15 protein-coding genes are annotated in these 13,486 nt (G+C 41.1%); 5 read left to right on the top strand and 10 right to left on the bottom strand.

All coding sequences use genetic code 11. The annotated features are described in order from the left end of the window. Window positions 1–89 precede the first annotated feature (89 nt). From KTO63_RS12835 to KTO63_RS12825, 3 genes are all read right to left on the bottom strand, one after another. Window positions 90–467, bottom strand: a complete 378-nt coding sequence (locus KTO63_RS12835) for an HU family DNA-binding protein (RefSeq protein WP_449580023.1) — start codon at window positions 465–467, stop codon at window positions 90–92. A gap of 187 nt (window positions 468–654) precedes the next feature. Continuing rightward, the gene (locus tag KTO63_RS12830) at window positions 655–975 is read right to left on the bottom strand and encodes a DUF4286 family protein (protein ID WP_217791708.1); all 321 of its coding nucleotides are present in this window, start codon (window positions 973–975) and stop codon (window positions 655–657) included. 125 nt (window positions 976–1,100) lie between these two features. Then, the gene (locus KTO63_RS12825; RefSeq protein ID WP_217791707.1) at window positions 1,101–1,868 is read right to left on the bottom strand and encodes an exodeoxyribonuclease III; all 768 of its coding nucleotides are present in this window, start codon (window positions 1,866–1,868) and stop codon (window positions 1,101–1,103) included. Between the two features lie 139 nt (window positions 1,869–2,007). Here KTO63_RS12825 and KTO63_RS12820 point away from each other — a divergent pair, with 139 nt between their 5' ends. Further along, window positions 2,008–2,754: an LOG family protein gene (locus tag KTO63_RS12820; RefSeq protein WP_217791706.1), complete on the top strand. Its 747-nt coding sequence runs from the start codon at window positions 2,008–2,010 to the stop codon at window positions 2,752–2,754. Window positions 2,755–2,981: 227 nt separating this feature from the next. Here KTO63_RS12820 and KTO63_RS12815 read toward each other — a convergent pair whose 3' ends face one another. Continuing rightward, complete coding sequence (locus KTO63_RS12815) at window positions 2,982–3,695, bottom strand: nucleotidyltransferase family protein (protein ID WP_217791705.1); 714 nt, start codon at window positions 3,693–3,695, stop codon at window positions 2,982–2,984. A gap of 89 nt (window positions 3,696–3,784) precedes the next feature. Beyond that, window positions 3,785–5,230, bottom strand: a complete 1,446-nt coding sequence (locus KTO63_RS12810) for a RapZ C-terminal domain-containing protein (RefSeq protein WP_217791704.1) — start codon at window positions 5,228–5,230, stop codon at window positions 3,785–3,787. 211 nt (window positions 5,231–5,441) lie between these two features. Here KTO63_RS12810 and KTO63_RS12805 point away from each other — a divergent pair, with 211 nt between their 5' ends. Further along, a complete protein-coding gene (locus tag KTO63_RS12805) occupies window positions 5,442–6,482 on the top strand; it encodes a ferredoxin--NADP reductase (protein ID WP_217791703.1) in 1,041 nt (346 codons plus the stop codon). Window positions 6,483–6,798: 316 nt separating this feature from the next. On the opposite strand, the gene atpC is transcribed toward KTO63_RS12805, so the two are convergent. Together atpC and atpD are read right to left on the bottom strand one after the other, a co-directional pair. Further along, window positions 6,799–7,068, bottom strand: coding sequence for an ATP synthase F1 subunit epsilon (gene atpC, locus KTO63_RS12800; RefSeq protein WP_217791702.1), 270 nt, complete (start codon window positions 7,066–7,068; stop codon window positions 6,799–6,801). A gap of 177 nt (window positions 7,069–7,245) precedes the next feature. Continuing rightward, window positions 7,246–8,745, bottom strand: coding sequence for a F0F1 ATP synthase subunit beta (gene atpD, locus KTO63_RS12795; protein WP_217791701.1), 1,500 nt, complete (start codon window positions 8,743–8,745; stop codon window positions 7,246–7,248). A gap of 304 nt (window positions 8,746–9,049) precedes the next feature. Between atpD and KTO63_RS12790 the strand changes: the two genes are divergently transcribed. Then, window positions 9,050–9,238 carry a CsbD family protein gene (locus KTO63_RS12790; protein ID WP_217791700.1) on the top strand — a complete coding sequence of 63 codons (189 nt, stop codon included), beginning with the start codon at window positions 9,050–9,052 and terminating at the stop codon, window positions 9,236–9,238. 111 nt (window positions 9,239–9,349) lie between these two features. Further along, window positions 9,350–10,960 (top strand): L,D-transpeptidase family protein, encoded by a 1,611-nt coding sequence (locus tag KTO63_RS12785; protein WP_217791699.1) that lies wholly within the window; start codon window positions 9,350–9,352, stop codon window positions 10,958–10,960. A 77-nt stretch (window positions 10,961–11,037) separates the two neighbouring features. On the opposite strand, the gene KTO63_RS12780 is transcribed toward KTO63_RS12785, so the two are convergent. Genes KTO63_RS12780 through KTO63_RS12770 form a run of 3 tightly spaced genes read right to left on the bottom strand, consistent with a single transcriptional unit; the run spans window position 11,038 to window position 11,996 of the window. Continuing rightward, window positions 11,038–11,379: a hypothetical protein gene (locus tag KTO63_RS12780; protein WP_217791698.1), complete on the bottom strand. Its 342-nt coding sequence runs from the start codon at window positions 11,377–11,379 to the stop codon at window positions 11,038–11,040. After that, window positions 11,360–11,734 (bottom strand): phage holin family protein, encoded by a 375-nt coding sequence (locus KTO63_RS12775; RefSeq protein ID WP_217791697.1) that lies wholly within the window; start codon window positions 11,732–11,734, stop codon window positions 11,360–11,362. The genes KTO63_RS12780 and KTO63_RS12775 overlap by 20 nt, the downstream gene beginning before the upstream one ends. Window positions 11,735–11,750: 16 nt before the next feature. After that, complete coding sequence (locus KTO63_RS12770; RefSeq protein WP_217791696.1) at window positions 11,751–11,996, bottom strand: YtxH domain-containing protein; 246 nt, start codon at window positions 11,994–11,996, stop codon at window positions 11,751–11,753. A gap of 232 nt (window positions 11,997–12,228) precedes the next feature. Here KTO63_RS12770 and KTO63_RS12765 point away from each other — a divergent pair, with 232 nt between their 5' ends. Next, complete coding sequence (locus tag KTO63_RS12765; RefSeq protein WP_217791695.1) at window positions 12,229–13,389, top strand: hypothetical protein; 1,161 nt, start codon at window positions 12,229–12,231, stop codon at window positions 13,387–13,389. Window positions 13,390–13,486 lie beyond the last annotated feature (97 nt).

Raw genomic sequence — 13,486 nt, 5'->3', positions numbered from 1 at the left:
GATCAGCCCAATCAGTGTCATCTGCGTGCTCACCCATGGGCATAAAAAAACCCCGCATGAGCGAGGTCTAAATGCAATTTGAGGCAGCATTATAATTTAGCAGACAATTCTTTACCTGCTTTAAATTTAGCCACTTTTTTAGCTTTAATTTTAATAACTGCGCCAGTCTGAGGGTTACGGCCATTACGTGCTGCTCTTTTAGAAACAGAGAATGTACCAAATCCAACCAAGGTAACTTTACCACCACCTTTTAAAGATTTAGTAACTGCTTCTGTGAAAGAATCCAAAGCAGCGTTAGCTTGTGTTTTTGTGATGCCCGCATCATCGGCGAGTTTTGCGATTAATTCAGCTTTGTTCATAGTGTGAAATTTAAATTTTTTAAGCAAGACAAATTTATACGCTTTTTGTTTCCAACAAAATTTTTTTGCAACTTTTATATGCTGCCAAAACTTGTCAGAAACCCGCACGTGACAAGCATTATAGAGAAAAACAGTAATATATGATAACGGCGCGTAGATATACGCGATTCCTCCAAAAGCAATACTGGCAAGGATTTCAGGCCACAAAGGGCCAAATCCTTGCCAGTATTGACTTTCAAAAGAATTTACGATTTCTTTCCAATAGTGCCTAAAAACTTAATATTATTATCCACAATTAGTGCACAACCTCCATTACTGAGTGGAATGACACAAATCCGTCGCCCCATTTATCATATCCCTTTTGCCTCATTTCGGGGGAAAACCGGGAGATATAACGGTTGTAAAGCGCTTTTGATTCCGCGAAATATTGCACAGCATAGGTTGGACCTTCGGTCTCGTCTATTTCGTGCAGTTTCAATATTTTGAAAGAGGTAAAACACTCGGTGGCCAGTACTTCCGGCGCATGCACGGTGCGCATCCATTCCAGCCAGGCTTCATGAATAGGCCAGCTTACCATGGATGTTACGTTGTATATAAAACCAATGTTGTCGTTCATCGCATTGTTTTTGAGAAGTCATTGAGAAGTCAAAAGTAAAAATTCAAAAGGCAAAAAGCTTCGATTCATTCATGTATCATGAGCATAAACCATTTTGACTTTTGAATTTTTACTTTTGACTTGTTTTAGAATTTCAGTTCCAAATACACCGGGCAATGGTCACTATGCTTAACATCAGGATAAATTTTTGCATCTGCTATATTATCCGTCAGGTTTTGTGTAACGCTTATGTAATCTATGCGCCAGCCCTTGTTTTGCAGGCGTACCGTAGGAAAGCGTTGACTCCACCAACTGTAGTGATGCGGTTCTGTGTTGATGTGGCGGAACGAGTCTGTAAATCCGTTTACAAAAAATGTATCCATCCATGACCTTTCTTCCGGTAAGAAACCAGATGACTTTTTATTTCCTTTCGGATCATGGATATCTATTTCTTTGTGTGCAATATTATAATCCCCACAAACAATCACTTTTGGTCTTGTCTTTTTCAGAATGTCCAGGTATTCTACAAACTCCTTCAGCCAAACGTATTTATAGCCCTGTCTTTCGTCTCCGCTCGTTCCGGAAGGGAAATATGCGTTGATCAGCGTTACATCCCCAAAATCGGCACGTATTACGCGTCCTTCGGCATCGCTTTGCATATAGCCATTGCCCAGTTGAACATTGTCTGGTTTTATCTTACTAAAAATCGCCACGCCACTGTATCCTTTCTTCTCCGCCGAATACCAGTAATCGTGGAATCCGAGATCTGTAAACTCCTTATGGTTTACATTATCGCGATGTGCTTTTGTTTCCTGCACACAGATAATGTCTGCGGGATCCGTTTTTAACCAATCGATAAACCCTTTATTCATCGCGGCACGTATGCCATTTACGTTGTAGCTGATAATGCGCATAGAGAAAGTTTAATTAAAAAGTCAAAAATAACTCAAAACTGTGCAAGGTTTCACACCCTTTTTACTTTTGAATTTTTACTTTTTACTTTTTAATTACATTTGAATTGCCTCTCGATTGTTTCACTAAAGATCAACAGAAATGACCGCAGAAAAAGACAAAAAAGTAGTTCGGGCAAAGAAACAGATTTACCTGGAAGGGCCACGCAGCCGAGGGTACGAGTTCAGATTCGCGCTTAGAGTTTTCTGGCAATTCATGAAAGGCTTCAGAACACTTCATTTTGTGGGACCATGTATTACAGTGTTCGGTTCTGCAAGATTCAAAGAGGACCATCCTTATTACGAAGCAGCAAGAGCATTTGGCAAACGCATTGCTGATATGAGTTTTACAACGCTCACCGGCGGTGGCCCCGGTATTATGGAAGCGGCCAACAGAGGCGCATTTGAGAACAATGGCTATTCTATAGGCTGCAACATTCAGTTGCCGTTTGAGCAGAAGCCCAATCCTTATGTGCAAAAGTCTATAACATTCGAACACTTTTTTGTAAGAAAAGTATTGCTCGTAAAATACTCTTACGCATTCATCATCATGCCTGGTGGCTTTGGCACCATGGATGAGTTTTTTGAAACGCTTACTTTGGTGCAAACAAAAACGATCATCAATTTCCCAATTGTTTTATTTGGAAAAGAATATCACAAAACATTGTTTGAATACATGAATAAAATGGCGGAAGAGAAAACGATTTCACCAGAAGATCTAAACCTTGTTTTGCTTACAGACAGCATTGATGAAGCAATGGCGCACATCGAAAAATATATTAAAACCAATTACACCATCAAGATACGCAAGAGAAAATGGTGGTTGTTTGAAGGGAAGCAAGCCGCGTAGAGAGAGCACGCAGATGACGCTGATTGGACTGATTTACACGGATTTTTCCGATAGGTGAAATTGTTTTGAAAACTTGCAGGCCGTATAATTAAAAGGGTTTGAAATTTGATCACTTGGTCAAATTTCAAACCCTTTTAATTACTATTTCAAGTATATAACACATACAAATAAAAAATCAGTGTAAATCAGCCCAATCAGCGTCATCTGTGTGCCAATGCGTGCTCCCTCTAAAACATTGCCTCGGCAATCGCGACTGACTCTGGCTTTCCCACGTCTACCCATTTATCACCTGTATGGTCATACGCCGCGATGGTATTAGTTGCAGCTATTTCGAGGTAAGAAGTTGCCAAAGAAAACTTTCCTTCTTTTGGCAAATATGAAAATACTTCAGGCTGAAAAATAGCGATGCCGCTATAGGCTTTTTGTTGAAGATTTTCTTTTCTATGCACCATCTTTTCTTCGCCGGTCTGAGTGTTGATCCAACCGCACAAATGGCTTTCTTCGTCCAACAAAAAATAACGAGAAGTTTTTCTCTGCAAAACGGCTATCGAAATGAGTGCGTTTTCTTTTTTGTGAAACTCAAGAAATGCACTGATATCAAGGTTTGTAAGGATGTCGACATTTACCGTTAGGAACGGCTCATCTCCTTCCAGTAAAATTTTTGCCTTAACCAAACCACCTCCGGTTTCCAGCACCACGTCTTGTTCATCGCTAATGATAACATTGCTGCCCCAACCCTTGTTTCTTAAAATCGCATCCATTACCTGGTCAGCAAAGTGATGCACATTTACCACCACATCTGTTATACCAAATTGTTGCAGGTATTCAATGTTGCGTTGCAGCAAACTCTTACCATTAATAACGGCGAGTGCCTTGGGATGCTTGTCTGTCCAGGGTTTGAAGCGAGTACCTAAACCCGCGGAGAATATCATTGCCTTCATGAGAGAGTTGAGAGTTGAGAGTGGAGAATTGAGAGTGGGGAGTTGAGAATGGCTTTAAAACTCTCCATTCTCAACTCTCCACTCTCCACTTAATTGATCCAATTCTTTGCGTCCTGCACGTAATGATTCACTTCTACTTTAACGTTGAATTTATTTTTAAGATGGCGCGCCAATGCGTCCGCAGCGTACACACTTCTGTGCTGGCCGCCGGTGCAACCAAAACTAACCATCAGGCTCTCAAAATCGCGCTTTAAATAGTCGGTTACACTGATGTCTACGATGTTATAAACACTGTTTAAAAACTCGGGCATCATTGTTTGCTGTTCAAGAAAATCTTTCACCGGCTTATCTCTTCCCGTAAGTGTTTTGTATTCCTGAAAGCGACCGGGATTTAAAACTCCACGACAATCAAACACAAAGCCACCGCCGTTTTCCGTCTCATCGCCTGGAATGCCCTGCTTAAAAGAAAAGCTGCTTATTTTGACAACAAGGGGTGAATCTTCTGATGCACGAACAGGCTCAAAACGCTTCAAGACTTCATCGCTTACACAATGACGCAAGCATTTCTCCAACTCAGGCAAAACGATTCCCATTTGCTTGTTATCTACAAACCACTTAAGGTTATTAATTGCCGGTGGAATGCTGGAAAGAAAATGCGCTTTACGTTCAAACAATCCTCTGAAACCGTATGCTCCGAGTACTTGTAACAACCGTATGAGCACATAGCCGTTGTACTGGTAAATAAATTTTTCTTTATTGATGGATTCGTCCAGCAACTGGTTCACTTCACCGATATAGTAATCGAGCAGATCGTTTTTCCAGTCTTCAGGAAGCTCCGCTTTTGCCTGCCACAACAGCGAAGCAACATCGTACTGCAAAGCGCCTTTCATGCCGCCCTGGTAATCTATAAAATGTACTTCGCCATCTTTTATCATTATGTTCCTGCTTTGAAAATCGCGGAACATAAAATGCTGATCGATCTGTTTGGTAAGATATTCAGTCAACGACTCGAAATCATTTAACAGGGCCTGCTTATCGTATGGATACTTCAGCGTGTCCAGGAAATAGTATTTGAAATACAAGAGATCGGACAATATCGCCTGCTTGCCAAATTCCTTCGCCGTAAGACACATGTTGTAATCTATCCCTTCTCCGGCAACGACCTGCAGCTGCGCCAGCGAGCGCAAACTCTTTTTGAAAAGGTCGTACACGTAAGAATTGTATTTGTTTTTTTCCAACTCGTCCAGCAAAGAAACAGTTCCAAAATCTTCAAGTATGTATATGTCCGAACGGTCGTTGATAGCATGAATTTCAGGCACAGGAATGCTGTACTTCCTGAATTGATTGGTGAAGGAGATGAACGTTTTATTTTCCTGCACATTGGGTCCGTAACAGGCGATGTAAGACTTGCCGTTTACAAACACGCGAAAATATCTGCGGTCTGATCCTGATTGCGGCAGGACCTCAACTTCTACTCCGGAAACACCAAAAGCATTCTCCGTAAGAGCCTTTATTTCTTCAATTACTTTTTGCATATGAGTGTCGGTAAAAATAATTTAAAAATGCAGAGGATGGGAAAAAAGATGGAATTTTATGAGGGAGCACGCAGATGACGCAGATTGTCATGATTAACACTGATTTGATATCTTTCTTACAGAAACAAAGCAATCTTTATCGTTTTCGCAAAAGATCTGCGGTAATTATGACAATCTGCGTCATCTGCGTGCTTCTTCAAAAACACCGTCAATGACAACACCTTATATCCATCTGAAAATCACGAATATTATCGAAGAGACCAGTCAAAGCAAAACTTTCGTGGTTGCTCCTTTGGCTGAAAAACAGATAACCTATAAAGCCGGGCAATTTTTGACATTTGTTTTTTCAAAGCATGATATGGAGGAACGGCGTAGTTTTTCTATTTCGTCTACACCCCTTCTAAACGAGCCGCTATCCATCACGGTGAAACGATTGGATAATGGTGAATACTCGCGCAAACTCATTGACAATACTTCTGTGGGGGATGAATTGGTAACCATTGGAGCATCTGGCTTTTTCACCTTGCCAGATGACATCTCTGCCTTCAGACAAATATTTTTCTTTGCGGCAGGAAGCGGGATTACTCCCGTTTTACCTTTAATAAAAACACTGCTCCATAGTAACACCGATTTGAAAATGGTTTTGATATACAGTAACCGAAGTGTTGCAGACACCATTTTCTATAAAGCCTTACAAGAGCTTGCTTCAAAATTTCCAAACAAGTTCACAATTGAGTTTCTCTTTAGTGACGCAAAAAATCTCGGAAGGGCAAGGTTAAGCAAGTGGTTGTTGAATGTATTGTTGAAGGAATACAGTACTTGTCCATACCACCAAACGTTATTCTATCTGTGCGGTCCTTTCGATTACATGCGGATGGCCACTATTCAGCTATTGGCAGAAGGCGTTCCCGGGCCAAACATTCACAAGGAGAACTTTACAACATTTAAGGTAGAAACAAAGGAGTTGCCGCCAGACACGCTTCCGCATATGATCACCATTGAGGCGAATGGCAATGTGTACGATCTTGTTTCGCAGTACCCGCAGACAATTTTGCAAGCTGCTAAAAAAGCCGATATCACATTACCTTACAGCTGCGAAGCTGGCCGCTGTGGCACCTGTTCCGCCACCTGCATTAGCGGCAAAGTGTGGATGAGTTACAACGAAGTTCTAATGGACGATGAAATAGCAAAGGGCCGGGTGCTTACGTGTGTGGGGTATCCGGTGGGTGGAGATGTGATCTTGAAATTCTAGTGACTGAATGACTGAATAACTGAATGACTGAATGGCCGAAAACCGCAATGCAAAATCGAAAATCAACCACTCAGTTATCTACGCTCTGCGAAGCTTATAGCTTCGCCGTTCTATTCTATTGCCTCCGGCAATATTCAATTCATGTTGCCGGATGCAACAAAATGAAACTGCAAGGATACAAGCCTGCGGAGCTGGAAGGCCGATAACCGTAATGCAAAATCGAAAATCAACCACTCAGTTATTCAGTAATTCAGTTATTGGCAATAAAAAAGTCGCCTCTTTTGGAGACGACTCATATCTAAAATTCAAAATTCGCTTAGTGTGATTTATCAACCAGGTTTGCGCCTTCAACAAGCACTGTTACTTTGTTGTGCAATATTTCAACGAAACCGCTTTCTATTGAATAGTTGACCGTGTTGCTCTGACTTTTATCTACCAATACTTTCAAATTGCCTTTTTTCAAAGCGGAAACCATTGGAGCGTGTCTATCAAGAACCTCAAACAAACCATCTATTCCCGGCAGCTGTACACCGTAAACCTGGCCGCCATAGAGCTTTCTTTCAGGTGTTAATATTTCGAGTGTCATTTGTACAATTTGAAAATTTGAAGATTTGAAAATTTGAAAATGCCGGGTGCATTACCCAAAGTACTATCAATTATCTTCAAATTCATTCTTTAAAAGTTATTCAATTTGAAAATTTGAAGATTTGAAATTCGGAGTTCCTAATTTTCAAATTCTCAAATTTTCAAATTTTCAAATTAATTATCCTTGTGCTTCAGCAAGGATCTTTTTACCTTTTTCGATAGCATCTTCGATGGTACCTACAAGGTTGAACGCTGCTTCAGGATATTCATCCACTTCACCGTCCATGATCATGTTGAAACCTTTGATTGTATCTTCAATGCTCACGAATACACCTTTCAAACCAGTGAACTGCTCCGCAACGTGGAACGGCTGGCTAAGGAAACGTTGTACTTTACGTGCACGGCCTACTGTTAATTTATCTTCGTCGCTCAACTCGTCCATACCAAGGATCGCGATGATATCTTGTAGCTCTTTATAACGTTGAAGGATCAATTTAACCCTGTCAGCTGTGTTGTAGTGAGAATCACCAACGATTGCCGGAGTAAGGATACGTGAAGTAGAATCCAATGGATCCACCGCAGGATAGATACCCAAATCCGCAATTTTACGGCTCAATACCGTAGTCGCGTCAAGGTGGGCAAATGTTGTAGCAGGAGCCGGGTCAGTCAAGTCATCCGCAGGTACGTAAACCGCTTGTACGGAAGTGATTGAACCATTTTTAGTAGAAGCGATTCTTTCTTGCATCAATCCCATCTCTGTAGCCAAAGTTGGTTGATAACCTACCGCTGATGGCATACGACCAAGCAACGCAGATACTTCAGAACCGGCTTGTGTGAAACGGAAGATGTTATCGACGAAGAAAAGGATATCCTTTCCTTTACCTTTACCATCTCCATCACGGAAGTATTCAGCGATTGTTAAACCACTCAATGCAACACGAGCACGTGCTCCAGGAGGTTCGTTCATTTGTCCGAATACGAAAGTAGCTTTAGAATCTTTCAACTCATCCATGTTCACTTTTTCAAGATCCCATCCGCCTTCTTCCATGCTATGTTTGAAAGCGTCACCATATTTCATGATACCCGCTTCGATCATTTCGCGCATAAGGTCATTACCCTCACGAGTACGCTCACCTACACCTGCAAACACTGACAAACCACCGTGTCCTTTTGCGATGTTGTTGATCAACTCCTGGATCAATACGGTTTTACCTACACCGGCACCACCGAAAAGACCAATTTTACCACCTTTTGCATAAGGCTCGATAAGGTCAACCACTTTAATACCTGTATAAAGAACTTCAGATGAAGTGCTCAATTCTTCGAAAGCCGGCGGCTTAGCGTGAATAGGACGACCGTTTGATTTGTCGATCTGAGGCAAACCGTCGATCGCATCACCTGTTACGTTGAACAGACGACCGTTGATACCTTCGCCCACTGGCATCGCTATCGCTTTTCCAGTGTCAACTACGGCCATACCGCGCAACAATCCTTCGGTACCGTCCATTGCGATACAACGAACACTATCTTCTCCAAGATGCTGTTGTACTTCAAGCACTAGTTTATCCCCGTTTTGACGAGTCAATTCCAATGCATTCATAATTTCAGGGAGCTTCCCTTCGAACTGAACATCGATTACCGCACCGATGATTTGTTTAATCTTTCCGTTAGTTGACATATAAAGAAAGCTTTTAAGATGAGCTTTTAAATTTTGCGCAAAGGTAAGGGTTGAAGGGTAAAGTTCAACAAAAGGTCAAATGAAATTGAAAAATTTCAAATTCGGACCACATATTATTGATTTTGATTGAGTAATGTGCAACCATTTGGTCCTTCAAATGCATCTTTTCCAACATATTTCCGGCGGGGAATAGTTTTTGAATCGGTAACCCTGTCAATATTGTTTGTTCCATTTTATTTAACAGTAAAAAAGAAACACTAACACTAACAACAGTATTGACTTTTATTTACCAAAATCGAAGATTATGGACAAGCTGGAAATTAAAGGAAAACTTAATGAATGGAAGGGCAAACTTAAACAAGCCGTTGCTGATCTTAATGACGACGATCTAAAATACGAAGAAGGCAAGGACGACGAATGGCTGGGCAAGATGCAACAAAAAACAGGCAAAACAAGAGAAGACCTGATCGCCTGGTTAAAGTCGCTTGGCTGATTGTTTCTTCCAAATAGTTTGTAAAAGAGGTTCCTTGCAAAAGCAGGAACCTTTTTTATTGTTTTATGTTACAGGACTTCCTTATAATTTCGTTATGCGTAATTCATTAATATGAAATTGAAGAATAATGTCTTTTTTATGGCTGTTGCCTGCGTCATCATTGCAGCATGTAACCAGTCCACTTCTCCGAAGTTTAAGGTTGAAAAAAGGGATACTACGATAAAGAAAATCAACTCGTTTTCAGATCTTTTTTTTGACAGCACAGCGCTCGAAAGTTTTATTCAGAAGGAGCAGATACCTGATACGCTGGCAGATCAATTCAGAAGTTTTTATAATGGCCGGAACTATCAATTTGCATGGTTCTTTCAAAATGGCCTGGCTGAGCAAACCCGCAGTTTATGGAACATGCAGAGCGACTACATTGGCTATAGCGGCGACAGCAGCCTATACAACCCCTTTCTTCAAAATATCGTTGATACTGCCACAGCCAAGAACGATAGCATTGCATTGCCAGACTCCAGCCGCCTGCGTGCCGAGCTGCTTTTTACGCGTCAATTCTTTCGATATGCATCTCGTGCATATGTAGGTTCAAGAGAACTGAACCCGAACGATCTTCAGTGGTTCATTCCCAGGAAGAAAATAAATATGGTTTCCCTGCTGGATTCTGTGGTCATTAACAAAGGAAAAAACACCGGAGAATATGAACCTTTAAACAGGCAATACAAACTGCTAAGAGATTACCTGGTGAAATACTCCAAAATAGAAAAAGACAGCGCATGGGAGCCTATAGCGCCAGATCAAAAAAAGTTTGTAAAGGGCGACCGTTCTCCTGCGGTTACGGCTATTAAAAAGCGACTTTTTCGCACAGGAGATTTTATGCAAACAGACACCTCGACGCTGTTTACAGATTCGCTCCAGGTGGCTGTTAAAAACTTTCAGAACCGTTACGGAATGAAGGAAGACGGTGTTGTAGGCGGCGCTACATTGCGGGAGATGAACCAGTCCGTTCAGTTTCGCATCCGCCAGATAATGATCAATATGGAGCGCTTGCGCTGGGTGCCGGAAGAGCCGAAAACCGATTACCTGCTGGTAAATATTCCTGCGTACAAATTATATGTTTATGAGAATGGCAATCTCGATTTCAACATGAATGTGGTAGTGGGAAAAGAAGGGCATAACACTGTGATCTTCACGGGCAATTTGAAATATGTTGTTTTCAGCCCCTATTGGAACGTTCCCACGAGTATTGTCAGAAATGAAGTGTTGCCCGGCATGAGGAGAAACAAAAATTACATTGCAGGCCACAATATGGAAATCACGGGATACAGTGGAAGTCTTCCGATTGTAAGGCAAAAACCGGGGCCCAAAAACTCACTTGGCCGGGTGAAATTTCTTTTTCCCAACAGCTACAATATTTACTTACACAATACGCCCGCAAAGAGTTTGTTCAATGAAGACAGCCGGGCCTTTAGTCATGGCTGTATAAGACTGGGCGAACCAACCAAACTGGCACAGTTCCTTTTACGCAAAGACTCTTCATGGACGGATGAAAAAATGCAGAAAGCCATGAACAGCGGCAAAGAACAGTATGTAACATTAAAAAATCCTATCCCCGTTTACATCGGTTATTTCACAGCCTTTGTGGATAGAAAGGGGCAGCTAAACTTCAGAGATGATATTTATGGGCATGATGCGAAGATGAGCAAGATGATGTTCAAGTAGTTGAGAGTTGAGAATGGAGAGTTGAGAGTTTGTAAATCGAATCACTCTCAAATCTCAACTCTCCATTCTCAACTCCTCTAAAATTTCTTAGCAAATATTTTCAAAGCCTGCTTTATAACTACATACAAGCCTGCTTGCCGAACGGCGGTCCAAATTGCTTCTCCCTTCTCTCCTTTTTTGGCAAACAAGCCTCCAAGGATATTTTTTCCCACCGCAAATGCGGAAGAAGCGGCCTTGCTTTGAAGTACTGACGGTACAATAGCAGCGGCACCAAATTTCAATGCTTCTTTGGGTATTTGTTTGAAGTGCGTTTTCAATTCATCCTCACGCATGCGAATGCGCGCTTTTACGGCATGCTGTTCTTTTGCAAGATCTTCAAGCGAATTGATATGGGAGAGGTCAATTTTCTTTTTCATCATCGTCTGCGGTTCTATCGAAGAATACTTTTATCACAATATTTGCTATGAGTTTTTCTATGTATTTTTTTCTAAATGCAAATACCAGTATTAGCAGCAGGGCATAAAAACCTGCCACAATACCAAATCCCCAAAACAAGCTTTGTGTTACCCAAACAAAAAAGTATCCTACAAGAATACTTATGAAAAAAAGCACAAAAAAAGCAAGCAGGGCAATTATGAGAAACGACACCAATAAGCCAGCCAGGCGCGCCGATTTATCGGCCGCCCTTAGCTTTAAAAGTAATAGCCGGTCCTGTATATATTCTTCGGTTAAATTTTGAACGTTCTCAAAAAAGCCGGGTTGTTGTTCGTCCATTCTTTATGATTAAACATTAGGCTGTATAGTTCTGCGCATCGTCGCTTATATCTTGTGCGTATTGTTTTCCTTTTTGCACGGTGTCGGCTACCTGATCTTTCAGGTCGTTAAATTTATTTTTCAGATTATCACCTGCTTTTCCAGCGGCAGATTTAATATCTGAAATAAGTTCCTGGCCCTTGTCACTGTTCATGAACATGGCCAATGCTACTCCGGCGGCTGCGCCAACAATTACTCCTGCAAGAAATTTAGTACTACTCATAAAATAAGTTTTTCTAAAATTATCAATAAGAATCTGTTAAGTAATAAGTTTTGAGTTGTAAGTTATAAGTTTTTATCTTCTTTAATAAGTTAAAACTCATAGTTATCTCTTAAAACTTTCTAGTGTTAATTCAAATCTTATTCCAACAAATCGAGGAGCCAAAAGTTGTACCGATAAGCTGAAAATAACTGCGAAACCCTAACTTGCAAGAATATATTACTCAAAACTTACTATGCAATTAATCGAAGTAAATGACGTAAGTACGGCCACGGAGTTTATCAAGGTGAACGTTATTATCAACAAATCGGTTCCAAATTATATCCGTCCCATCGATAACGATGTGAATGGTGTTTTTGACAAGACAAAAAACAAAGCTTTTCGTCATGGTGAATGCATACGCTGGATATTAAGGGGTGAAAATGGGGAATTAATTGGTCGTATTGCCGCATTTATCAATAAAAAATACAAGAACAAGGGCGATGATGGCCCGGTTGGAGGAGTTGGTTTTTTTGATTGCATTAATAATCAGCAGGCAGCTGATATGCTATTTGACGTGGCTAAACACTGGCTCATGAAAAAAGGCATGGAAGCAATGGATGGCCCGATCAACTTTGGCGAGCGTGATGCCTGGTGGGGGCTTGTGGTGCATGGGTTTCAGGAACCTTTATTTAAAATGAATTTTAATGCGCCTTACTATAAAGCATTATTTGAAAATTACGGGTTCAAAAAATTCTTCGACCAGGTGTGCTTTGGCATGCATACGAAGGAGATGCTTTCGAAAAAATTCAAGGACCGTCATGCTGCCATTGCTAAGGACCCCGAGTTTTCCTGCAGGCATCTGGTAAAATCTGATCTGAAAAAATACGCGGACGACTTTTGTGTTGTATATAACAAAGCCTGGGCCGGCCACGGCGGCAACAAGCAATTGAGCAAGGAGCAGTGTATTAAAATGTTCCAGCAAATGAAGATGGTGATGGATGAAAAAATTGTTTGGTTCGCTTACCATAAAGATGAGCCGATTGCCATTTTCATTAACCTGCCTGATCTTAACCAATGGTTTAAACACCTGAACGGCAATTTCAATTTGCTGCATAAACTGAAATTTTTATGGCTCAAGAAAATGTCAAAAAACAAGCGCTGTGTAGGTTTGGTTTTTGGCGTGGTTCCAGAATGGCAGGCAAAGGGTATCGACAGCTACATTATTGAAGAAGCTTCTATCGATTTCAGAACAAAACTGGACTACGAGGACTACGAAATGCAGTGGATAGGTGATTTCAATCCCAAAATGATTGCAGTAGCCGAAAACCTCACGCCCAACCGCAGCAGGATTTTAACGACATATCGGTACATGTTTGACCAAACTAAGGAGTTTAAGCGTCACCCGGTGCTTTAATTTGAAAATTTGAAAATGTGCTAATTTGAAAATTCATTCTGCGTAACATTCGGCACAAATAGTAACATTGTAACATTGTTTAATTCGATCATTAATG

Origin of the sequence: Pinibacter aurantiacus (genome assembly GCF_019130065.1) — a bacterium.
In the GTDB taxonomy this organism is placed as follows: Bacteria; Bacteroidota; Bacteroidia; order Chitinophagales; family Chitinophagaceae; genus Pinibacter; species Pinibacter aurantiacus.
The sequence above is the reverse complement of the archived record's forward strand: the minus strand, read 5'-3'. Positions and strand labels throughout refer to the sequence as shown.